The 23,540-nt window shown below is 56.8% G+C and carries 23 protein-coding genes and 1 rRNA gene (1 of these 24 cut by a window edge); all 24 read right to left on the minus strand.

From position 1 onward, the window contains the following. Positions 1-114: ribosomal RNA gene (locus ACP26L_RS33980) — 16S ribosomal RNA — on the minus strand (it extends 1,423 nt beyond the left edge of the window). 367 nt (positions 115-481) lie between these two features. Next, entirely contained in the window at positions 482-1,978 is a 1,497-nt protein-coding gene (gene lysS, locus ACP26L_RS33985) for a lysine--tRNA ligase (protein WP_426449972.1), read from the minus strand. 75 nt (positions 1,979-2,053) lie between these two features. Next, the gene (greA, locus tag ACP26L_RS33990) at positions 2,054-2,530 is read right to left on the minus strand and encodes a transcription elongation factor GreA (RefSeq protein WP_013921199.1); all 477 of its coding nucleotides are present in this window, start codon (positions 2,528-2,530) and stop codon (positions 2,054-2,056) included. Positions 2,531-2,729: 199 nt separating this feature from the next. Next, a complete protein-coding gene (gene dusB / locus ACP26L_RS33995) occupies positions 2,730-3,722 on the minus strand; it encodes a tRNA dihydrouridine synthase DusB (RefSeq protein WP_426449973.1) in 993 nt (330 codons plus the stop codon). A gap of 35 nt (positions 3,723-3,757) precedes the next feature. Continuing rightward, positions 3,758-3,988: a helix-turn-helix domain-containing protein gene (locus ACP26L_RS34000; protein ID WP_426449974.1), complete on the minus strand. Its 231-nt coding sequence runs from the start codon at positions 3,986-3,988 to the stop codon at positions 3,758-3,760. Continuing rightward, on the minus strand, positions 3,970-4,503 hold the full coding sequence (gene folK, locus ACP26L_RS34005) for a 2-amino-4-hydroxy-6-hydroxymethyldihydropteridine diphosphokinase (RefSeq protein ID WP_426449976.1): 534 nt from the start codon (positions 4,501-4,503) through the stop codon (positions 3,970-3,972). The genes ACP26L_RS34000 and folK overlap by 19 nt, the downstream gene beginning before the upstream one ends. After that, entirely contained in the window at positions 4,504-4,866 is a 363-nt protein-coding gene (gene folB / locus ACP26L_RS34010; RefSeq protein WP_426449978.1) for a dihydroneopterin aldolase, read from the minus strand. Between the two features lie 37 nt (positions 4,867-4,903). Beyond that, on the minus strand, positions 4,904-5,752 hold the full coding sequence (gene folP / locus ACP26L_RS34015; protein ID WP_426449979.1) for a dihydropteroate synthase: 849 nt from the start codon (positions 5,750-5,752) through the stop codon (positions 4,904-4,906). 9 nt (positions 5,753-5,761) lie between these two features. Then, a complete protein-coding gene (locus ACP26L_RS34020; protein ID WP_426449980.1) occupies positions 5,762-6,664 on the minus strand; it encodes an aminotransferase class IV in 903 nt (300 codons plus the stop codon). Continuing rightward, the gene (gene pabA, locus ACP26L_RS34025; RefSeq protein WP_426449981.1) at positions 6,661-7,242 is read right to left on the minus strand and encodes an aminodeoxychorismate/anthranilate synthase component II; all 582 of its coding nucleotides are present in this window, start codon (positions 7,240-7,242) and stop codon (positions 6,661-6,663) included. The genes ACP26L_RS34020 and pabA overlap by 4 nt, the downstream gene beginning before the upstream one ends. Positions 7,243-7,245: 3 nt before the next feature. Next, positions 7,246-8,802, minus strand: coding sequence for an anthranilate synthase component I family protein (locus ACP26L_RS34030; protein ID WP_426449982.1), 1,557 nt, complete (start codon positions 8,800-8,802; stop codon positions 7,246-7,248). A 112-nt stretch (positions 8,803-8,914) separates the two neighbouring features. Further along, a complete protein-coding gene (gene cysK, locus ACP26L_RS34035) occupies positions 8,915-9,856 on the minus strand; it encodes a cysteine synthase A (protein ID WP_426449983.1) in 942 nt (313 codons plus the stop codon). A gap of 121 nt (positions 9,857-9,977) precedes the next feature. Beyond that, entirely contained in the window at positions 9,978-10,889 is a 912-nt protein-coding gene (locus ACP26L_RS34040; RefSeq protein ID WP_426449985.1) for a peptidyl-prolyl cis-trans isomerase, read from the minus strand. Positions 10,890-10,999: 110 nt separating this feature from the next. After that, positions 11,000-11,872: an Hsp33 family molecular chaperone HslO gene (hslO, locus tag ACP26L_RS34045; RefSeq protein ID WP_426449986.1), complete on the minus strand. Its 873-nt coding sequence runs from the start codon at positions 11,870-11,872 to the stop codon at positions 11,000-11,002. A gap of 46 nt (positions 11,873-11,918) precedes the next feature. Continuing rightward, positions 11,919-12,686, minus strand: coding sequence for a type III pantothenate kinase (locus tag ACP26L_RS34050; RefSeq protein WP_426449987.1), 768 nt, complete (start codon positions 12,684-12,686; stop codon positions 11,919-11,921). Then, the gene (nadC, locus tag ACP26L_RS34055; RefSeq protein ID WP_426449988.1) at positions 12,683-13,552 is read right to left on the minus strand and encodes a carboxylating nicotinate-nucleotide diphosphorylase; all 870 of its coding nucleotides are present in this window, start codon (positions 13,550-13,552) and stop codon (positions 12,683-12,685) included. Before nadC ends, ACP26L_RS34050 begins: the two co-directional genes overlap by 4 nt. Then, entirely contained in the window at positions 13,545-15,158 is a 1,614-nt protein-coding gene (gene nadB / locus ACP26L_RS34060; RefSeq protein WP_426449989.1) for an L-aspartate oxidase, read from the minus strand. Before nadB ends, nadC begins: the two co-directional genes overlap by 8 nt. Positions 15,159-15,257: 99 nt before the next feature. Beyond that, positions 15,258-16,196 carry a quinolinate synthase NadA gene (nadA, locus tag ACP26L_RS34065; protein WP_426449990.1) on the minus strand — a complete coding sequence of 313 codons (939 nt, stop codon included), beginning with the start codon at positions 16,194-16,196 and terminating at the stop codon, positions 15,258-15,260. 325 nt (positions 16,197-16,521) lie between these two features. Continuing rightward, a complete protein-coding gene (gene ftsH, locus ACP26L_RS34070) occupies positions 16,522-18,483 on the minus strand; it encodes an ATP-dependent zinc metalloprotease FtsH (RefSeq protein WP_426449991.1) in 1,962 nt (653 codons plus the stop codon). Between the two features lie 78 nt (positions 18,484-18,561). Further along, positions 18,562-19,101: a hypoxanthine phosphoribosyltransferase gene (hpt, locus tag ACP26L_RS34075; protein WP_426449992.1), complete on the minus strand. Its 540-nt coding sequence runs from the start codon at positions 19,099-19,101 to the stop codon at positions 18,562-18,564. 24 nt (positions 19,102-19,125) lie between these two features. Continuing rightward, on the minus strand, positions 19,126-20,547 hold the full coding sequence (tilS, locus tag ACP26L_RS34080) for a tRNA lysidine(34) synthetase TilS (protein ID WP_426449994.1): 1,422 nt from the start codon (positions 20,545-20,547) through the stop codon (positions 19,126-19,128). A gap of 60 nt (positions 20,548-20,607) precedes the next feature. Continuing rightward, complete coding sequence (locus tag ACP26L_RS34085) at positions 20,608-21,513, minus strand: protein kinase domain-containing protein (RefSeq protein ID WP_426455207.1); 906 nt, start codon at positions 21,511-21,513, stop codon at positions 20,608-20,610. Beyond that, a complete protein-coding gene (locus ACP26L_RS34090) occupies positions 21,503-22,282 on the minus strand; it encodes a hypothetical protein (protein ID WP_426449995.1) in 780 nt (259 codons plus the stop codon). The genes ACP26L_RS34085 and ACP26L_RS34090 overlap by 11 nt, the downstream gene beginning before the upstream one ends. Positions 22,283-22,567: 285 nt before the next feature. Beyond that, on the minus strand, positions 22,568-23,527 hold the full coding sequence (locus tag ACP26L_RS34095) for a hypothetical protein (protein ID WP_426449997.1): 960 nt from the start codon (positions 23,525-23,527) through the stop codon (positions 22,568-22,570). Positions 23,528-23,540: the final 13 nt, after the last annotated feature.

The raw sequence follows: 23,540 nt of genomic DNA on the forward strand, positions 1-23,540 counted from the left end.
TGCCTACGTGTTACTCACCCGTCCGCCGCTAAGCACCGAAGTGCTCCGCTCGACTTGCATGTATTAGGCACGCCGCCAGCGTTCGTCCTGAGCCAGGATCAAACTCTCCATTAAAGAAAAGCTGATGACTCATTTTGAAGCTTGGCAGAAACTCATCGCTGAGTCTCTATATTTAACACTCACTCGTTGTTCAGTTTTCAAAGGGCAATTCAATTCTTAGTGTTCCGATCTACTTTCTTGTATCTCGGAAGCAACTTTTACATCCTATCACATCAAGCGTTCGAAAGTCAAGCCATGATTTCTGTGGGTGAGCCGGCTCACCGATAACCGGTTGAACCCGCACTGCTTGTCCTTTCATGTACAGCTCAAAAGCGACAAGAAGTAATATAGCATGCCGGCAAGCTAAAAAGCAAGCCCCCGGCTCATTCCAACTTCGAAACGAAAAAAGCGCCCCTTACCGAGGCGCTTAGACAAACTATAACTATTCGCCCTGACGCTCACGCATCAGAGGGAAGAGCAGTACGTCACGAATCGACGGGGCATCCGTAAGCAGCATGACCAGACGGTCGATGCCGATGCCAAGCCCACCTGTGGGCGGCATGCCGTATTCCAGAGCACGGACGAAATCTTCATCCATCTCATGTGCCTCGTCGTTGCCCTGCTCACGTTCCACGAGTTGTGCAGCAAAACGCTCGCGCTGGTCGATCGGATCATTCAGCTCCGTGAAGGCATTCGCATGCTCACGCGCTACGATAAAGAGCTCAAAGCGGTCGGTGAAACGCGGATCGGCATCACTCTTTTTGGCCAATGGAGAAATCGCCACCGGATGACCCGTGATGAATGTCGGCTGAATCAGGGTCTCCTCAACGAACGTCTCGAAGAACTGGTTCACGATGTGGCCGAAGGTCATGGTAGGCTCCACTGGAACCTTATGCTCCTTGGCCAGACGGTGCGCTTCTTCATCGCTCATCTGTACGCTGAAATCAACGCCAACGACTTCTTTGATCGCGTCAACCATCGTTACCCGGCGCCACTGCGGAGCCAGATTGACTTCACGGCCCTGGTACATAATCGTCGTCGTACCGAGTACTTCCTGGGCGATGTGCGCGATCATTTCCTCCGTCAGCTTCATGATATCCTTGTAATCGGCATACGCCTCATACAGCTCAATCATCGTAAATTCCGGGTTGTGGCGCGTAGAAATCCCTTCGTTACGGTAAACACGGCCGATCTCATAGACTTTCTCCATGCCGCCGACAATCAGCCGCTTCAGATGCAGCTCGATGGCAATCCGCATGTAAAGCTGCATATCCAGCGCATTATGATGCGTGATGAACGGACGCGCAGCGGCCCCCCCGGCAATCGAATGCAGCGTCGGCGTCTCCACCTCAAGATAGCCAAGGGAATCCAGGTAGCGGCGCATCGATTGGATGATCTTCGAACGTGCGATGAACGTCTGCTGAACGTCCTGATTCATAATCAGATCGACGTACCTCTGACGGTACCGAAGCTCAACGTCCTTCAAGCCATGATACTTCTCAGGCAGAGGAAGCAAAGACTTGGACAGCACGACTACAGATGAAGCCTTCACGGAAAGCTCGCCCGTCTTCGTTTTGAAAACCGTACCCTGAATCCCGATAATATCGCCGATGTCGAGCAGGTCATAGGCCTTGTAAGGCGTCTCGCCTACGGCATCCGCACGGACATAGATTTGAATCTTCCCGGTAATGTCCTGCAGGTGGGCAAAGCCGGCCTTACCCATCTCCCGCTTCTGCATGATCCGGCCGGCAATGCTGACCTCCGCCTTAAGCTCGTCCAGCTCTTCTTTGGATTTCTCTTCATAGGCCTTGGTAATCTCGGCGGCGTGGTGCGTTCTCTCGTACTTTTGACCGAACGGATCGATCCCCAGTGACCTCAGCTCGTCCAGCTTGCCGCGGCGAATTTGAAGCAGTTCATTCAATTCCAATTCAACACTCATGTTTACAACTCCTTGATTATCTTCCTTCTGATAGTACAAAAAAGCCTCCGGAGGAAGCTTTTTGTTTCCAAATGGTTACTTCTTGATTTCGAGGATCTCGTATTGGATCACACCGGCAGGAACATTGACATCCACTACGGAGCCTTTGCGCTTGCCGAGAATAGCCTTGCCCACAGGGCTTTCATTGGAAATCTTATTCTGGAACGGGTCGGACTCCGCTGTACCCACAATCGAATATTCCACGATATCGCCGAACTCCAGGTCCTTGAGAATCACGATGGACCCAACGCCAACGGTATCGGTATCGACTTCATCGCTGTTGATAATGCGGGCGTTACGCAGCATCTTCTCGAGCGTGATGATCCGTCCTTCCACAAAGGCCTGCTCATTCTTCGCATCTTCGTACTCGGAGTTCTCGCTGATATCTCCGTAGCCGATGGCGATCTTGATCCGCTCCGCCACTTCACGGCGTTTCACCGATTTGAGATGCTCCAGCTCTTCTTCGAGCTTTTTCAAACCTTCCTGCGTGAGAATGACTTCTTTTTCGCTCATTGCTACATATCTCCCGTCGTGTGAAAGATTTTCATATTCGAGCTCATCCGTTATGAATTCACTGTTAATAAGGTATATGAATGATCTGCAGATCCATGCATGGACCTGCGGGAAAAAGCGAGTTCGCCAAAGACTATTGACTGATTATATTGCAAGCCCCATCAAATGTCAATGTAAGCCATTTCGCTTCCAAATGCTTCTACTGCACCGGAATCTCAGGCTCTTCCAGGCTGGAAATATAGTCGTTCAACAGCTCGATCATCGCATCGCGCTTGGTTTGTTCCATAATGGCATCCTTGACGCGCGCCCCGCCGCGGAGCCCCTTGAGGTACCACGCAAGATGCTTGCGCATCTCCTTCACAGCCACCGCCTCACCCTTCAGTGCCGTCAGGCGGTCCAGGTGAAGAATGGCAATCTCGATCTTCTCCTGAGGACCAGGCTCCGGAGGAAGTTCTCCGTTGGTCAGATATTGGATGGTGCGGTACAGCATCCAAGGGTTCCCGAGTGCTGCCCGTCCGATCATAACGCCATCGACACCGGTCGTATCCAGCATGCGTTTGGCGTCCTCCGGTGTAAAGACGTCGCCATTGCCGATAACCGGAATGGAAACGGACTCTTTAACTTCCTTAATGATGTCCCAGTTGGCGTGGCCGGTATACATCTGTACCCGCGTGCGGCCATGCACGGAAACGGCTGCTCCGCCGCCGTTCTCCACCGCTTTGGCGTTCTGGACGGCATAGACATGATCGTCATCCCACCCGATCCGCATCTTGACGGTCAGCGGCTTGGATACGGCTTTGGAGACGGTAGAGACCATCTGCTCAATCTTGCCCGGATCGAGAAGCCAGCGGGCCCCCGCATCGCACTTGGTGATTTTGGGTACGGGACAGCCCATGTTGATATCGATGATATCCGCATTGGTGTGCTGGTCGACATACTTGGCGGCCTCCACCAGCGTCTCCGTATCCCCGCCGAAGATCTGCAGGGACAGCGGCTTCTCCCGCTCATCCACGTAGAGCATCTCGAGGGTACGGTGGTTGCCGTGAAGTATCGCTTTGTCGCTGACCATCTCGGCACAGACCAGACCGCAGCCGAATTCTTTGGCGATCAAACGGAACGCCGGATTACAGACACCGGCCATCGGTGCGAGGACAACTTTGTTCGGGGCTGTAACCCCGCCTATAGTAAGCATATGTGTTCCCACTCTTTCGTTGCCGAAGGCGCGGCTCACGAGCTGTGACGGGTCGAACTTCCGGACGCCGCCATCAGTTCTTCCGGCTCGATGCCGAGCGCGTCGGATATTTTGCGTATAATCTTGGGGTCGGGTTTACGGGTGCCGCGTTCGATCGAACCGAGGATGGCAATGGACACGTCCAGCCGGTCCGCCAGTTCGTTCTGAGTGAAGCCTTTCAATTTGCGAAAAGCGCGGATGCGCTGGGCTATTGCATTCTTTTCCATAACGTAACGCCTTCCTTTCCTGAAAGCCGCCGAAGCTGATCTTGGAGTTCCCCAGCCTGCTGCGGATTCTGCTCCTTCATTACCTCAATGAGCGGAATGAGCACAAAGGCACGCTCCATCATGCGGGGATGAGGCAGAATCAGACGGGGATCCTCTTGAGTGCGGCTTCCGTAGAGCAAGAGATCGAGATCGATGGTTCTTGGCCCCCATCGCACCTCCCGCTTGCGCCCCAGCTGCTGCTCGGCATCCAGCATCTGCGCAAGCAAATCCTCCGGCGACAGGGTTGTTCCGACCGCGGCCACCATGTTCAGGAACGGGTCCTGATCGACATAACCGACCGGAACCGTCTCGTAAAAGGAGGACAAGCCGAGTATGCGGATCTCCGGATGCTCACCCAGCATACGGAGCGCTTCCTTCAAATACTGCTCCCGGTCACCCAGGTTGGAGCCCAGGCCGATATAAGCCACCGCCAGGTCTTCCTGCGAATGTTTATCCGCCTTCTCTTCGTTCATCATCTATGCCCGCTTTCTGTGAATCTCCACGGTAACACCCTCAAAGTGGATGGGGGCCGGCGGGTGCGGTTTCTGCACGCGCACAGTAATTTCATTTATACTAGTATAAGTTCGAAGCACCTCGGATGCAATACGCTCAGCAAGCGCCTCGATTAATTTGAAGGTCTCGCCCTCCACGATCCCCTTGATGGTCTCGTGCACGGCAGCATAATTGACGGTATCCTCCAAGGCATCCGATTGCCCCGGCTTATCCAGAGGCATATACAGCTCGGTATCCACATGATAGCGCGCGCCGAGCTTGTTTTCTTCCGGATAAACGCCATGGTAGCCGTAAAAGGCCATGCCTTTCATCACGATCCGGTCCATCCCTACTCCTCCTTCACCGGAAGCTCATCTGCTCCGGCTATTTCTGCCTGATGATCGCATCGGTCATATCCGCCACCCGGCGCATGGGGCGCACATCATGCACCCTCATGATTCGGCAGCCTTGGGCAATCCCGAGCGCCACCGTGGCAGCCGTGCCCTCAACAACATCGTCCGGCGGAAGCTGCAGGGTCTGGTGGATCATCCGCTTGCGCGATGTGCCGAGAAGCACCGGAAAGCCGAGCCGGACAATACGGTCCAGGTGGTTCATCAGCTGGAGATTCTGCTCGTGCGTCTTGGCAAAACCGATCCCCGGATCGAGAATGATCTGCCCCTCCGCGATGCCTGCAGCCAGCGCACGTTCCACGGTCCGCTGCAGATCGTCTACTACGTCCAGGATAAAGTTAGCATACACCGGCTCTGTCCTATTATGCATAAGGACTATGGGGGCCGCATAATCGGCGGCAACCCGGGCCATAGCCTCATCTCTTTGGAGGCCCCAAATATCATTAAGCCAAGAGGCCCCGGCCTCTAGAGCCTGCCGGGCCGTCTCCGCCTTGTATGTATCGATAGAGATCGGAGCCGTAATGCCCGCTTCCCGAATCGCACGAATGGCAGGGATCACGCGCCTCAGCTCTTCTTCCAGCGGGACCGGCGCGAAGCCGGGTCTTGTCGATTCTCCGCCGATATCCAGAATATCGGCTCCTTCATCCAGCATCTGCTTCGCCCGTTCCACGGCAGACACCGGATCGATATACCGCCCCCCGTCCGAGAACGAATCCGGGGTGACATTCAGGATTCCCATAATCAGGGTACGCTTATCCCTACCCGGGAACTCCCGCTCCAGGACAGTCGTAACGCTGCTGCTCGCACGCTCTGAAGTCTCCATGATGCTCTGTCACACTCCTCCAGCCTTCTGCTTCGTTTCCTCATCTGCCGCCGCTTGGCGGTATGCCAGCAGCAGCCTCTCCGTCACCGGCCCGATGCAGCCGCCGCCAATCCTGACCTCCCTGCCCTGCCCGTCCCATAGAACGGTGACCGGGACAATCTCCTGGATCGAATTCGTAAGGAATACCTCTTCCGCCTGCTGAAGCATTTCCCACTCGTAGAAGCCTTCATGGACCGGTATCTCCAGCTTCCCGGCAAGCGATATCACGAAGCGGCGCGTAATACCGCTGAGCAGCCCCGTCTCCGGCGCAGGTGTATGGATGACCCCGTGACGTACAAAAAAGACATTGCTGACAATGCCTTCGCATAATCGTCCCTGTCCGTCAAGGAAAAGCCCTTCCGCTCCCCGCGCCCACGGATACTTCCTCATCTCCTGCTTCGCAAGGATGTTATTCATATAGTGCAGCGACTTCAGCCGAATCCGCCCTTCCGGCGTACTCCGGGGCAGGGCAAGCCGCTGAAGTCCTCTACCGGTCCGGTACACCTCCGGATCGGCGGGAGGGAGCGGCTTGGCGTACAGCAGTTCGGTCAGCTGTTCGTACGGCTCGGCCGGAAGACCCAGCGCGCCGCTGCCCGCCGTAACGGTATAACGGAAATACGCATCGTTCAGACCGCTGTCCTTGAGGATGCGGGCGATCCGCTGCCGCAGTCCCTCAGGATCCGGCACGAAGGCCATATCGAGCTCCGCGCAGCCGGCCGAGAGCCGCTCGAGATGCCAATCGAGCAGGAAAGGGCGGCCGCCGTAGGTGCGGAAGGTCTCGAACAGGCCCATGCCGTAAAGAAAACCGTGGTCGTATACAGAGACCACGGCCTGTCCTTCTTCTATGAGCTGCCCGTTCAGATCGATCTTCACACGCGTTCTCCCGCAGACGACTTCAGGAAGTTGCGCAGCATCTGATGACCGTGATCCGTAATGATCGACTCCGGATGGAACTGGACGCCTTCGATCGGATACTCCTTATGCCTCAGGCCCATGATCTCTCCTTCAGCCGTCTCGGCGGTAATCTCCAGACAGTCTGGCAGCGTCTCCCGCTTCACGATCAGAGAGTGATATCTTGTAGCGATAAACGGGGATGGCAGACCTTCGAACACGGATTTGCCGTCATGGAAAATCTCCGATGTCTTGCCGTGCATCAGCTTCTCGGCACGCACCACATCGCCGCCGAAAACTTGTCCGATCGACTGGTGTCCGAGGCACACACCGAGAATCGGAATGCGCCCTTTGAAATGCTCGATCAGACTGAGCGAAATCCCCGCCTCATTGGGCGTGCAGGGACCGGGCGAGATCAGCAGATGATCGGGCTTCAGCGCTTCGATCCCGGGGAGATCGATCTCATCATTGCGGCGGACTTCCACCTGTTCCCCAAGCTCTCCCAAATACTGCACCAGGTTATACGTAAACGAGTCGTAATTGTCGATTACCAAAATCATCGCTTAACCCCTCCTGCGGGCTGCCGGCTCCGCTTCACTGTATTGGATCGCTTTCCACATCGCTTTGGCTTTGTTGATGGACTCGATGTATTCTTTCTCCGGAATGGAATCGATCACGATGCCTGCTCCCGCCTGCACATAACCGGTACCTTCCGCTACAACCAAGGTTCGTATAATAATATTAAATTCCAAATCGCCGTTATAGTCAATCCAACCAATGGACCCCGTATAAGGCCCCCGGCGTACCGGCTCGAGTTCCTCGATAATCTCCATCGTGCGGATCTTCGGAGCCCCCGTAATGGTTCCCCCCGGGAAGGCCGCCCCAATGACGTCAAACGCATCCTTGCCCGGAGCCAGCTCCCCTTCGACCTCAGAGACAATATGCATCACATGGGAATAGTACTCGATGACCATAAAATCCGAGACCCGGACCGACCCATACTTCGAGATTCTCCCCAAGTCATTACGCTCCAGATCCACGAGCATGATATGCTCGGCCCGTTCCTTCTCGTGATGAATCAGCTCATCGGCGAGGCGCCGGTCTTCTTCGGGGCTAGCTCCCCGGGGACGCGTTCCCGCAATCGGTCTCGTGCGTACCGTTCCCCTCTCGAGCTGAACCAGCAGCTCCGGGGAACCTGAGACAAGCTGAAAGTCAGCGAAGCGGAGCATGCCCATATAGGGTGATGGATTGACCAGGCGAAGCCACTCGTAGATCTCTTCCGGCGTTGACTCGAGCTTCTTATGCTGGCGCACGGACAAGTTCACCTGGAACACATCGCCAGCCCCAATGTAATCCCGAATCCGGCGGACAGCCTCCTCATAAGCTTCACGCGGAAAATCGGCCTGGATGCCGGGTATCGCATCCACATCGATCTGCAGAAGATCGCGGCTCATCCGCTCCTTCTTTTCCTGCAGCTCGCCGGCCAGCGCCTGATCCTCATTGGAGGCCATGAGCCCGTTCCACAGCTCGTACATCCGCCCGGCCGCTGCAGCCGCTTCGTCATACCTCTGCTGCAGAAGGACCCGATCGGATGAGTCCCATGCCGAGGCATACACGGAGACCGAACAATACAGTTCGCCCAGCTCGTGATCGATGACCCACAGCTCGTCCACCCGCACGAAGGCGTAGTCCGGCAGGGGCAGATCGGCCGACGCCTGTACGGGCAGACGCTCAATCGTACGGATCACATCGTATCCCCAATAGCCGACACAGCCGCCGGTCCACTTCGGCGCCCCCTCCACATAGGGAGCGGTATAAGGCGCCATCCAGCGCTTGACCGCTTCGAGCGGTGGATGGCTCCCCCGCTCCACCACGCCATCCGGTCCCGATATCACCATATCGAGTCCGGTGCCGCGAATTTCAGAGCGGGGCTGCAGGCCCAGGAACGTATAGCGGCCTCCCTTGCCGCTCTCCAGCACGAAGGAGCCGGGCGCAGCCTGCTCCCAGACCTGCAGCCATGCCGCCGGGCGGGTTTCTTTGAGTGCATGTTTGCGGATGTAAGGAAGCACGGTGTAGGCTCCTGCCCACTGCTGCCACTGCTCCAAGGATGTGAGAATCATTCCGCTGCGCCTCCGTTTCCACGTTACCAAGATGTTGGGTTAAGTATACTTGAAAACCGCCATGAAAAAAAGGCCTGCCCAACCGAAGTCGAGCAGGTCCTTCCTTAAAAAATTATTGATCTTCGAATTGATAGAGCGGCGTAGACAGGTAACGCTCGCCGTTACTTGGGATTACGGCAACAACACGCTTGCCGGCGCCAAGCTCTTTGGCCACCTTCAGCGCTGCGAAAATCGCCGCACCGGAAGAGATCCCGCCCAGAATGCCCTCTTCCTTCGCGACACGGCGGGAAGTTTCGAATGCATCCTCGTTGTCTACCGCAATAATCCCGTCGTACACCTTGGTGTCGAGAATATCCGGGATGAAGCCTGCGCCGATCCCTTGAATCTTGTGAGGACCCGGCTTGCCGCCGGAGAGAACCGGCGAAGCGGAAGGCTCAACCGCATACACCTTGATGCCAGGGAAGTTCTCCTTGAGCACCGTACCGGCACCCGTGATCGTTCCGCCTGTTCCGATCCCGGCGATGAATGCATCCAGCTGGCCGTCATGTTCTTTGATCGCTTCCACGATCTCCGGACCTGTCGTCTCCAGGTGGACTTTCACGTTAGCCTGGTTTTTGAACTGCTGCGGCATAAAGTAGCCTGGGTTCTCGGCAAGAATATCCTCGGCACGTTTGATCGCGCCTTTCATGCCTTCAGCACCCGGCGTCAGCACCAGCTGGGCACCGTAAGCACGCAGCAGGTTCCGGCGTTCCATGGACATGGTCTCCGGCATTACGAGAATCGCTTTGTAACCTTTGGCAGCAGCCACCATAGCCAGACCGATTCCCGTGTTGCCGCTGGTCGGTTCAACGATTGTGTCGCCCGGTTTGATGATACCTTCCTGCTCCGCCACGTTGATCATGGAGATCGCAATCCGGTCTTTCACGCTGGCGCCGGGGTTCTGGAACTCCAGCTTCACGTATACTTCCGCGCTGCCTTCCGGTACGACCCGGTTCAGCTTCACAAGCGGCGTATCCCCAATCAGTTGCGTGATGTTTTGAACTAGTCTGGCCATTCGGTTCTCCTCCTCAAGATCACAAAAAGTCCTCTAAAATATCCGAGTAAATTGCTAGGTATAATAATGCCATCTTATCAAACCGGAGAGAACCTTGTCAATATGCAAAGCCGGCATGTCCTCAAAAACCGTCCGGCACCTGAACCTTCCACTTTTCCCTCAGTCGCCCGACGGTTTGTTTGATCGGCGGAGCTTGGCTCAATGCGATGTCCTTGCGTACCTGCTCACGAATCTCCTGCGGCGTTCCCTTCGCCTGCTCTTTGCGGTCCTGCACCTTCACGAGCACGTATTGCCCTTCCCACTCGACGGGTTTCGAGACCTCGCCCTTCTTGAGCTGCTTCGCCGCCTTCATCACCGCCGAGGGAACGAAGGGATCCCCTTCTTCCACCCAGCCGAGATCGCCTCCACTGTCCCGCGTGGCGTCGTCCAGCGACCGGTCCCGTGCCACCTGGCCGAAGTCCGCCCCTTTGGCCAGCTCCGCCGCCGCCTTCTGAGCCTGCTCCCTGCTCGCAGAGACAATCTGCTGCAGCTTCAGCATGATACGCGGACGGAATTCATCCTCATGCGCCTGCAAGTAGGCATCCACCTCGGCGTCACTCACCTGGATGCCGCGGATCGCCATTTTCTCCGCAAGCAATCTATTCTCTATGTCTGCCGTCAGCTCTTCCTGCGTCAGTCCAAGCTGCTCCTTCATCGACTCCCAAAACGCATTCTCGCTATCGTAACCCTGCTGCATCCGCAAAATTTCCTGCTGCACTTCGCTATCGCTTACTAGAACCCCCTGTGCCTCCGCTTCCCTGCGGACGACGTACTGGTCGATCATACGCTCCAGCATCTCCCGGCCATACTTATGGAGAAGCTGATCTTCCAAGTCCTGCTGTGTGATAACATGTTCCCCGATGGTAGCGACGGTTCGCGTAGAATCGGCCTGCTTCGGTTGTTTCGGATTCGGATTGGAATGGAGTAAGCCTACATAATGGGCCGTCAATACAGAGGAGAGGATAACAACGGCGATCAGCAACACAGCGATCATAGCCCACAACACTTTCAGGTTTCGCATGCCCTTTTCTCCCCGTATGATCACGCATCTATGTTCGGACGGCCCGTTTCCGCCGCCCTGCTTGTTCGTCCGCTTCCCGGTTGTTACAGTGATGCGATCAGTCCCTTAAGGTCTTCCCCGGTAAAAGCATACTTCTCGTTGCAGAAATGGCAGGAGACCTCCGCCTGCCCGTCTTCGTCCAGAATGGTCTGAAGCTCGCTGCGGCCCAGGGAGATCAGGGTCTGTTCCACCCGCTCCCGGGAACACTTGCACTGAAACCGGATGTCATCCCTGCGCTCAAGAATCGAAGCGCCCGGCAGCAGCGTCGTCAGAATCTGCTCCAGCGTATCGCCCCGGTCCAAAGCTTTGGTAATCGGTGGCAGCGCGTTCAGTTCCTTCTCGATCTGGATGATCTCCTCATCGGACAGCCCCGGAAGGAGCTGGATGATGAACCCGCCGGCTGTCTTGACGGTGTAATCGACATCCACAAGCACGCCCAAGGCAACTGCCGAATTCGTCTGCTCACTCTTGGCGAAATAATAGGTAAAGTCCTCGCCAAGCTCCCCGGAGACGATCGGCACGCTGCCGCGGTAAGGCTCCTTGAGCCCCAAGTCCTTGATGACATAGAGGAACCCGTCCGTACCCACGGCCCCTCTGACATCCAGCTTGCCGATCTCGTTGAGGGGCAGGTCCACATCCGGGTTGTCGACGTAACCGCGCACTTCACCGTGAGCGTTGGCGTCCACGACGATCTGCCCGATGGGTCCGCCGCCTTTGATCTGAACCGTCAGCTTCTCTTCGCCCTTGAGCATCGCGCCCATCATCAGGGCCGCCGACACGGTGCGTCCAAGCGCGGCCGTCGTCGTCGGCGTCATCTGATGCCTCTGCCGGAGCTCTTCCACAATGCCGCGCGTATGTACAGCGAAAGCCCGTACCTTCCCGTCGTATGCCGTCGCTCTAATTAAATAATCCTGCATAGGGAGGACTCCTTTATCGTTCAGTCTTGACGCTAGCGCGCCGAATTTAGTTACGGTTGCGTTCGTAAATGATCTGCAGTCCCTGCAGGGTAAGGAGCGGGTTCACCGTCTGGATCGTCCGTGATTCTCCTGAGATCAGCTCCGCCAATCCCCCTGTTGCAATTACGCTCGGTTCCACGCTGAACTCCTGCCGGATCCGGTCGACAATGCCGTCCACCTGCCCGGCAAAGCCATAAATGATCCCAGCCTGCATGGAGGCGATTGTATTGCGGCCGACCACACTTTTCGGCTTGACAAGCTCGATGCGGGGGAGCTTCGCCGCCCGCTGGTAGAGCGCTTCGGTCGAAATCCCGATGCCCGGCGCCACGGCGCCGCCCACGTACTGCCCTTGTTCGTCGATATAATCGAAGGTCGTGGCCGTACCGAAGTCCACCACGATACAGGGGGCACCGTACAGCTCGATGGCTGCTACGGCATTCACAATCCGGTCCGCGCCCACCTCGCGCGGGTTCTCATAGCGGATGTTGAGCCCGGTCTTGATCCCAGGACCGACAATCAGCGGGGTTTTCTTTACGTATTTTAAACATAATTGCTCCAGCACAAACATCAGCGGCGGCACAACCGAAGAGATGATCACTCCTTCGATCTGCTGAAGAGAGATACCCGCATGCTGAAACAGATTGTACAGAATGATGCCGTATTCATCGGCCGTCGCCGACCGGTTCGTGGAAATCCGCCAGTCATGGCGCAGCTGCTTCCCTTCGTAAATACCCAGTACAATATTCGTATTCCCCACATCGACCACAAGTATCATGGACGCGCCTCCTTCTGCTCGTTGAGATCCAGAGAGATGTCGAGCGCCTGTACGGAATAAGTGAGCCGACCCACGGAGATGACATCGACCCCCGTCTCGGCAATGCTGCGCACCGTATCCAGCGTTACGCTGCCGGAGGCTTCTACCATGATATGCGGCGCCTCCTGTTTCATTCGCTGGACTGCCTGCTTCATCTGCTCCGTACTCATGTTGTCCAGCATAACGATATCCGGCCGGGCTGAGAGCGCCTCTTCCAGCTGCTCGAAATTCTCGACTTCCACTTCAATCTTCATCGTATGTGGAATCTGGGCGCGCGCTGCGGCGATGGCCTTGGCAATGCCGCCCGACCCTTTGATATGATTGTCCTTGATCATCACGGCATCATAAAGACCGAAACGATGGTTGTGTCCGCCGCCGACCCGTACCGCATATTTCTCCAGCATCCGGTGGCCCGGGGTAGTCTTGCGGGTATCCACCAGCCGGGTAGGAAGTCCCTCCAGCCTGTCTACATACTGGCGAGTCCGCGTTGCAATGCCGGACATCCGCTGCAGCAGATTAAGAGCCAGACGCTCTCCGAGCAGGATACTGCGGGTGCTGCCGGTCACCTCAGCCAGTACCGTGCCGTATTCCGCCTGCTGGCCTTCCACCGCTTTGGTCTCAAAGCGGAGCGATGGATCAACCAAGGCAAAAACCGCCTGCGCCACCGGAAGACCTGCCACGATCCCGGTATCTTTGACATGGATTATTCCCTTGGCTGTTGAATCGGCCGGAATGGTGGTCATCGTAGTGACGTCCCCCATCCCAATGTCCTCCTGGAGCCAAAGCCGGAGGCTCTTCTCCAGCTCGGAACCTGTCAGCTCATACATCGTCATTCCGTCCTTCCGTTATGCCGTTCACCCGGTTGAATACCGTGTGCTTGCGCCATACAAGATCATCGCGTTCCGGGAAATCTTCCCGGTAGTGTCCCCCGCGGCTTTCTTCTCTAATCAGAGCGGCCTCCGTCGTAAGCAGAGAGCAGATAAGCAGGTTCGCAAACTCGAACTCCTGGCGCTTGGAGAGGCAGCTGTCGAAAAACGAAACGTGCCTCTTCAGTTCATCATAGCCCTTCTGGAGGCCCTGTGCGCTGCGTTTGAGTCCCGCATAACGGACCATCAGCTTCTGCAGCTTCAGCTTCTTCTCCACGACCGGCTGAATCGGATTCCCCGCTGCGCGTTCCGTTTCCTTCACCTCCGGGAGCTCTTGCGTGCGCGGCATGTCCAAGATACGCTCTACGATCCGCCGGCCGAACACAATGGCCTCGGATAGCGAGTTGCTCGCCAGCCGGTTCGCGCCATGAACGCCGGTTGAGGAAACTTCACCGCAGGCAAAAAGCCGTTTGACGCTGGTTTCCCCATACAGATCCGTCTCCACCCCGCCCATCATATAGTGAGCCGCCGGAGCAACCGGAATCCAGTCCGAGGCCAAATCCAGACCGTGGCTGAGGCAGACTTCATAAATCGTAGGGAACCGGTGCTTGACGGTCTCCTCCGATTCATGGGTGAAGTCGATATAGACGAACGTCGACTTGGTCGCCTCCATCTCGCTGACAATCGCTCGGGCTACGATATCCCGTGGTGCCAGCTCCAATTGGGGATGATACCGCTCCATGAAGCGCTCCCCGTTAATATTGCGGAGCACCGCCCCTTCACCGCGGACCGCCTCCGAGATCAGGAAGCGCGGAGCACCCGGGTAGCAAAGTGCCGTCGGGTGAAACTGAACGAATTCCACGTCACGGATATGCGCCCCCGCGCGGTATGCGATGGCAATCCCATCCCCCGTGGCGATATCAGGATTCGTTGTGTATCGGTACAGCTGTCCCGCACCACCCGTGCATAGCACTGTAGCGTTCGCGCGGACAAAGATGCGCTGGCCGTCCGGCTTCTGAACCAGGGCCCCGAAGCATTCATTGCCTTCTGTAATCAGATCGATGACAAAATGGTCGTCCCAGACCTCGATGTTCGAGTCCTGCTTAGCCTTCTCGGAGAGCGCACGGACAATCTCCGCACCGGTAGCATCGCCCTGCGCGTGCAGAATGCGCCGCTGGCTGTGCGCTCCCTCCTGGGTTAGCGCATAGCGGCCGTCCTCCATATCGAATTCGGTGCCCATCCGGATCAGGTCCGTGACTCCGCTGGGTCCTTCATGCACCAATACGTCAACAGCTGCCGAAGAGCACAGCCCCGCACCGGCAATCAGCGTGTCCTGGCGGTGGTAGGCCGGCGAATCTTCATCGGAAATCACGGCAGCAATGCCGCCCTGCGCATACCGCGTATTGCTGTCGAGCAGCGATTTCTTCGTGACCATGAGCACCCTCTTGGTCTCAGCCGCCTTCAGCGCGGTAAAAAGACCGGCGATACCTGCGCCGATCACAATTACGTCCGTATGTACATGCGGAAGGTCCCGCACGTCGAAATTCACCAAATAACGAGGTATCATGAGCTTGGCTCCCACCTGTCTATTCGAACTCCTGCTTATCTTCTCGATCTCCTGATATCACCCTATAAAGGATCCTGCGGTTAGAAAAAGCAGCGCATGCTACTTAACCTGCAGCATGCGCTCCAAGGATGCTCTGGCTTGATCAGCCACGTGCGGCGGCACATAAATCTGCGGCTGATTGGTCTCCAGGCACTTCACTACTTTTTTGAGATTGTTGACTTTCATGTTCGGGCATACAAGGAACTTCGTAGCAAAGTGGAACGTCTTGTTAGGGCTATCCAACCGAAGCTGATACCCGGTTCCATCTTCCGTGCCTACGATAAATTCCTGGCAGTCGGATTCTTTACAATATTTGATGATGGCGGTTGTACTTCCTACAAAGTCACCCATCTTGACAACCTCTGGACGGCATTCCGGATGAACGACGAACTGGGCGTTCGGATGCAGATGCTTCATCTCCTCGACGTCCTTTACCGTCAGCATGTCGTGGGTATTGCAGTACCCTTCCCAGATGATCATCTTCTTGTCGGTAAACTTAGATACATAGTCACCAAGGTTCTTATCCGGCACCCAGATCACTTCGTCTGAATCGACCGAATTGATGACCTTGATAGCATTGGCCGATGTACAGCAGATGTCGGTCTCGGACTTTACTTCGGCGGAAGTATTGATGTACGCCACGACTTTCGCATTCGGATGCTGTCTCTTTAATGCCCGTAGCCCATCGACGTTAACCATGTCGGCCATCGGGCACCCGGCTCTCTCATCCGGAATAAGCACGGTCTTGTTCGGTGCAAGAATCTTGGCGCTCTCCCCCATGAAATGAACTCCGCAGAAAACGATAACCTCGGCATCGGTCGAAGCGGCTTTCTGTGCGAGCAGGAAGGAATCCCCGCGAAAATCGGCAACTTCCTGAATCTCGTCCCGCTGATAATAATGTGCGAGAATGATGGCGTTCCGTTCTTTCTTCAGCTGGGCGATCCGCTCTTTGAGCTCCCGCTGCTGTTCTGCTTTGCGCTCCAACGCTAATGCTTCCATGACGCACCTTCCTTTTCTTCAAGCGCGTGAAATGATTCACAAGGTATATAAAGATTTACACCTAATTTACACAACCCTTCCCCACCTGTCAATGCTCAAATACCCACAAAAACCAAGGATTCCCTCCCCTTTAAGAGGCAGGCGTCCCTCTTGCCCATGTTCCTGGAAAGTTGCTCGGTCACAGCCCTTTTCGTTCTACCCGTTAGGCTCTCCTCTGCACCTGTCCCGCATCCGAAGCAATACCTTCCGTGCCCCTCAGGGAGGAGCTAGCTGATTACAAAAGAAGAAGACCGGCCGCCCTGAAGGCACCGGTCTTCCCATCCTGCTATTCTTCTTTCTTCTCTTCCTTGTCATACAGCTGATCCAGCTCCGACTTGCCGGCGTTGTCTGGCTGACCCTGGATATTGATCTTCAGGTCATCCGACTTCACGCCCAGCTCGCCGCCCACGGGGCCCAGCTTCCCGGTATCGATCAGCTCCTGGATCTGCTCCTTCTCGAGCGTTTCCTTCTCGATGAGCGTCTCGGCGATCAGCTTCACCTGATCGCTGTATTTGGAGAGAATCTCTTTGGCTCGGTCGTAGCACGCACGGATCATGGACTGCATCTCTTGGTCGATCTCGTAAGCAATCGCGTCACTGTAGTTCTGCTCATGCCCGATATCCCGGCCCAGGAAGACCTGTCCCTGCGTCGTACCGAACTGCATCGGTCCGAGCTTCTCGCTCATCCCGAACTCCGTGATCATCCGGCGGATAATGCCTGTAGCCCGCTGGAAGTCACTGTAGGCGCCCGTCCCGATCTCGCCGATGAACAGCTCCTCGGACACGCGTCCGGCCAGGAGGCCGGTGACCTTGTCGAGCAGCTCCGACTTTGTCTGCATCATCCGGTCTTCGCCTTCCTTCGGAAGCATCATGACATACCCGCCGGCACGGCCGCGCGGAATGATCGTGACCTTGTGCACCATCTCGGCGTTCTCAACGTGCACGCCTACAATCGTATGGCCCGCTTCATGGAAGGCCACCATCCGCTTCTCTCTCTCGGAGATGATGCGGGATTTCTTCTGCGTACCGACAATCACGCGGTCGAACGCTTCGTCGATCTCTTCCATGGAGATATCCTTGCGGTTGCGGCGGGCGGCGATCAGCGCTGCTTCGTTGAGCAGGTTCTCGAGATCCGCTCCCGTGAAACCGGTCGTATATCTTGCCAGCTGGTCGAGCTTCACGTCCTTGTTCAGCGGCTTGTTGCGTGCATGAACCTTCAGTACCGCTTCGCGTCCTTTGACATCCGGACGGTCGACCGTAATCTGACGGTCAAAGCGTCCCGGACGGAGGAGCGCAGGGTCCAGAATATCCGGACGGTTCGTTGCGGCCACGATGATAATGCCCTCGTTGGCACCGAAGCCGTCCATCTCGACGAGCAATTGGTTGAGCGTCTGTTCGCGCTCGTCATGCCCGCCGCCGAGACCGGCGCCGCGCTGACGGCCGACCGCATCGATCTCATCTATGAATATAATACAAGGGGCGTTCTTCTTCGCATTCTCAAACAAATCACGGACACGGGAGGCGCCGACACCGACGAACATCTCGACGAAATCCGAACCACTGATGGAGAAGAAAGGCACGCCAGCTTCGCCTGCTACAGCGCGGGCCAAGAGCGTCTTCCCTGTTCCCGGAGGTCCGTTCAGCAGTACGCCTTTGGGGATCCGGGCGCCGACCGCAGCGAATTTACGCGGGTCTTTCAGGAATTCGACAACCTCAACCAGCTCCTGCTTTTCCTCATCAGCCCCTGCAACGTCTTCGAAGGTAACCCTTTTCTTCTCTTCGTTATACAGACGGGCACGGCTCTTGCCAAAGTTCATCACCTTGCCGCCGCCACCTTGAGCCTGATTCAACAGGAAGAAGAAAAGGATGAAGATGATCACGAACGGGATAATGGAGGTAAGGAAGCTGATCCAAACATTGTCCCCTTCCATTTTCTCGATGTAAACGTTCTCCGGGTTGATCTCGCTGTTCTCGATCAAACGGAATATTTCTTCTTCATACGGCGCCCGCGATTCGAAATTCAACTTGTCCGCTGAAGGCGGAGTTTTATATTTCCCCCGAACCAAATACGTTTGAGCGTCATACTTCACGATAATCTGGTCTACATTCTTTTCTATCAAGGCCTGCCGGAGCTTACCATAGCTGATCGTGTCTTTTTGTTCATTCTGTGTGCTGATGAAGTGTACGATTCCGACGGTGACCAAGAAAATAAGCAGATAAAAACCAGTATTGCGAATGATGCGATTCATCCCCTACCTCCTCTCAACAAACGGCTTTGTATATTGTACCACAGCAAGTCTCGGGTTCTCAAATTGTCCAAGCTCGCGTTAGTGGGAGTACACTTCGGGCTTCAAAATGCCTACGAAAGGCAGGTTGCGGTACTTCTCGTCGTAATCGAGACCATAGCCTACGACAAAGGCGTCGGGAATGACAAAGCCTTTATAATCGGCGTCGAGATCGACCTTGCGTCCCGTCGGCTTGTCAAACAAGGCGGCGATGGTGGTGGACAGCGCATTGCGTCGTTCCAGCACATCGATGAGATAGCTGAGCGTCAAACCGCTGTCAATGATATCTTCAACGATAAGCACATGGCGCCCTTCCACGGAGATGTCGAGGTCCTTGATGATCTTGACGACCCCGGAGGACTTGGTCGATGCCCCATACGAGGATACGGCCATGAAATCCGTCTCGAGCGGCAGGTCGATCCGCTTCACCAGGTCGGCCATGAAGATGAACGCGCCCTTCAAGACACAAATGACAAGCGGGTTCTTCCCTTCGAAATCGCGAGTGATGAGCTCGCCCATCTCTTTGACCTTGTCCTGAATCTGCTGCTCGGAGTAAAGCACTTCTAGTACGTCGTTTTGCAAGAGAGATCCTCCTACTTAGTTGGGTTAATTTGGCACAACCAGCCGCAGACGCAGCCGGCTTCGGGTACTCCCTGTGACAGCGCCCAAGGCGGACGTTCTCACTCCGGGTACCCAGATGATGTTTCCTCTTGCATCCGTAATCAGTGGAATTCTCTCCCGTAAGGACGGCGGCACCTTCGCGTCGATGAACATATCTTTTACCTTTTTCGTTCCGTTTAGTCCGAGCGGCCGCATCCGGTCGCCCGGAAGCCTGCTGCGCACTATTAATGGAAGGAAGAGTTCTTCCGCATCGAAAATGGCGGTGTAAGTCGCGGCTTCTCCCGCTGCCGGGTCCTCGCCCTCCAACAGCTGCAGCTCGATCCGCACCCCCGTCTCGGGAATCGTAAAGGACTGCAGCCCCTCTCCCAGCTCATGGACATAAGCGCGAGGGGGTAACACCATAGTATGTACCGCGATTCGATCATATTCCCTGGCAAGCATAATGTCCTGTACGACCTCACGGCGGAAGTTGACAGGCTCTTCCGACAGTATGGCCAAGCGAACACTCTCAATGTGAAGGAAATCCATGGAATTCCGATCCGCTGCAAGATAACTTAATATTAGTTTAATGAGTCGCCTTTGTAAAGCAATGTGTACCCCCGCAAACCACCGGGCTGACCAGACATAACCCCCGTTCCGGCACTCGATGTTCCCCTCGAATAAGAGCTCCGTCTGCTCCTCGAGAAAACGGTCCTCCGCAGCCGCCGTCTCCGCGAGCCGGCCCAGCGCCTCAGGAAGCTTGTCATTGTACTGCTTGAGGTAGGGCATCAGCTCCAGTCTGACTTGATTGCGGGTGTACTTGGCCTGCAGATTGCTGCTGTCGGTGCAGTATTCCAGGCCCTCGGCTTCACAGTAGGATTCGATCTCTGATTTGTATATACGCAGAAGGGGCCTGATCAGTTCCACGCCTTCCGCCAGCGTTCTTCGAAGCGGAATGCCGGCAAGCCCGGATAAGCCCGTCCCCCGCAGAATTCTCATCAGCACCGTCTCGGCCTGATCGTCGGCATGATGGGCGGTGGCGATGCGCCTGGCCCCCGTACGCCTCGCGACATCCGCGAGAAACGCGTACCTTCTTTCCCTGGCCGCAGCCTGGGCGTTCTCCCCGTCTGCAGCCAGAACAGCCGGCATATCAAGGCGGACCGTATGCAGCGCAAGCCCCAGCCGTGCGGCATGCCGGGCCACCAGCTCCGCTTCCTGCTCGGACTCCGCTTTCCGGAATCCGTGGTTCACGTGCGCGACGATCAGCCTCCATTCATAGCGTGCGGACAACCCAAAGAGGAGATGGAGCAGCGTTACGGAATCGGGTCCTCCCGATACCGCCACGACTACGCCGTCCCCCGGTGCAAGCAGCGCTTCATTGTTGATCCACTTCTCAACCCGGGCGGGCCAACCTGCCCCTGATCTCATGCTTATTGCATCCTCTCCATCAGCTGCCTGGCAGCCCTGCCGGCGTTACTGTATATTACACTACTGGAAGACCAAGTAAACGGTCGCGGCGAACAAAATCAGGGACACGGCGAACGTCCACGGAATCCAGCCGAATTGCAGCGCTTCGGCCGAGCGCCGGGGCGGTCTCCTGCTGCGCGCCCTCCAGTCGGCCAGCATCTGCCGGGACGACGCATACCGGCCGGACAGGGCACCCCGCAGTACACCCGACACCGGTTCAAGGGCGGTGTTCCCCCGGATCGCAGCGAGCAGATCCTCCGCACTGCGGTTCTGCGGCAGCCCTCCGGCCAGCAGACGGAATCTCGCCTCGGGCAGCGCGGAAGCAATCATCAGCACCGCGAAGGAGAACAGGTCGTAAGCCTCGTCCGCGGTGCGGGAGCCCGCGTTCCAATAGCCGCGGTCATACTGCTCCGTGAACTGCTTCACCGACCGGCCCACCGCCGTGACGCCGCCGTAATCGATGAGCCCGACCTCCCCGTAGGAGGAGACGATGACATTCTCCGCCTTGAGATCGCCGAAAACGAAGCCGCAGGCATGCAGCTCCGTTAAGCTTCGCAGCAGATGAAGGCCCGTGACATAGAGCCAATCCGCACCGCGGTCACGGATAAAATCCGTCAGCGGCTTGCCTTCGATATACCGGAGTACGGCAAACGGATAGCTCGCTTCCCCATAAGCCAAATCATCGACATCGTGCAGCAGGCTCCCAAAGGCGGCGGACGAACGCGACAAGGCCTTCAGGGCATTCACCTCGGATTGATGGTCAATCGCATCGAAGCCAAGCTTTAGCGCGTAGCGCTTGCGGCCCTGGCGGACAAGGTACACCTTGCCGTTGCTCCCCACCCCGAGCAGCCGCTCGATCCGGTACTGTCCGCGATTCCATTTGCCCTGGATGGCCGTGCCTTCGGGCAGGGACAATTCAGACGACATAGTCACTCCAGATCCCTTCTTTGCGTGCCGTTCCCGTCCGGTCCGGCAGAAGCGCCCCTTCCGTCCTCCGGGAGCCTCCGGCCGCGGTTTCCCCTCCGGATTCGGCCATATAGTCTATGACCTCCATGAGAGCCGGACCCGTCGGGGTCGTTCCCCTCATGTTTAATTTATAGAACAACCCCTTCAAATTTGCAAGATCGCTCGTCCATTCGATATCACAATGGGCCGCCCGCTCTTCAGCTGCAAGTCCCCCGGGGAAGTGAAACACGGACAGCAGGCTGGCTCCCTGCCTGGACTGCAGGCTGAGCTGCAGATCCTGGATCGCATCTTTGACCGCCTGGAGCTTCGGCTTCATCGAAGAGCTTGCATCGATCAGCAGCGCAATCTGCAGGCTGGCCGTCTCCGTCAGATCGTCAATCACCCGCACTACCTCCGAACGCTGATGCGGGGGGAGCCGGTCCAGCTGCGAATGACCCAGAATACCGCGCAGCTCCTGTCCTACGACCTGCTGAATCGTCGAAACCACGGATTTGCGCGTGATCATCTGCACGGTCTGGGCCAGCTGGGAAGATTGCACGATCCGGCTCATGCCGCCCCCCGCCTCCGCTGTCTCCCTGATCTCTTCCGCGCCAAGCATACCGATATCGCCCGAATCGACGATGCCGATCACGTGGACGATAATGTCTTCCGCCTTCGCTCTGGCCGCGGCCACCACCGGCGACATCCCCACATTCGAACATCCGTCGGTAACGAGGATGATTTGTTTCATGCTGTCTACCCCCTTGTAAACTCTCTAGCTCCAGCTTTGCCAGCTGGGAGAATTCTAAACGAGGAATGAGCCGGACAGCACAAAATACCGCCCTCGCATGCGCCAGCGAAGACGGTACCTGCTCCCTGCGTATGTACAGCACCTGTGCCGATCAGGCGCCAAGGGTGTGCCGGGCACCCTGCTCACCGGTATCCACGAGCCCCTTACCCCTCGCCTTCTCTCTTCGGGGACCGGATCACCGGATGTATGCTCCTCCTTCCATCAACGATCTTCGGCAGGGTAATTCTAGAAGAGCGGAACGGCCGCCGCCTGCGGCGGTGCCCTCAACGCCTCCATCCCCTTCGCTCCAGCAAGGAATTCCCGGATTCTCTTGCTCGTTCCTTCCCGTTCCTGGGCGGCCGCGGTCCCCCGCCTACTCTTGGCGGTATCCATTACAGGACCAAGCATCTGTGCCCGTGCCTCCGGCATCCTCCGGCCGTCCAAGAGTTCCTGGATGCCCTTAGCTGCAAGACTTAGCTGATGGGTTCGCGGACGATCCTGAGCCTGGATGCCGAGAAGCCCCTCCGTCCGCTCCCTCCCCTTAAGGCTCTGCAGATCCTGGATGATTTTCACGCTCAGGAGGGTGCTGACCGGCAGGGCCCCCCGGGGATCCTTAGCTTGGACGGCATGACTCCTCTTGGCATTCTGAATCGGCTTCACCGTCTGGATCGCCTCCTGTCGAACAAGATTCGCAGGCTGCTCTGCCGGGAGAGCCCGCTTCTTCTTAGACTCGGCGGATTGGACTGTCAGGATGGCCTCCTGATCCCGTGCTGCCTTCCCGGTCTGCTTCTCTTCCGCCGGCCGAACAGGCTGCTCTTCTTGAAGAGCCGCTGCCTGCGGGATGACGCCCGCTTCCTTCCCCCGCTCCATAACAGCCGCCAGGCGTTCGTCCTTCCTCGCTTTCCTGCTCTTCTTCCGCTTCCTTTCCTTACGCACGGTTCCTTCCGTCAGCTCCGCTATGTTCTCCGGTGCGCCGACCGCCGCTGCGGCTGCCTCCGCTTGCCCGCCCATCGCTTCGGCTTGCACGAGCTGGGCAGTCTGCATGGACACGCCCGGCCGGCCCGTTTCCTCCACTTCCACCGCTTCCACCGATTTTACAATATTCAGCGCTTCCAGGACTTTGACGATCTTCATGACCTCCGTCACGTCCAGATCCTCGGTGACCTTCACGTCCAGCACGACCTTTACAGCTTTTGCGACTACCATGGTTCCCATCTCC

Origin of the sequence: Paenibacillus sp. S-38, assembly GCF_049942825.1 — a bacterium.
Taxonomy (GTDB): Bacteria; Bacillota; Bacilli; order Paenibacillales; family NBRC-103111; genus Paenibacillus_G.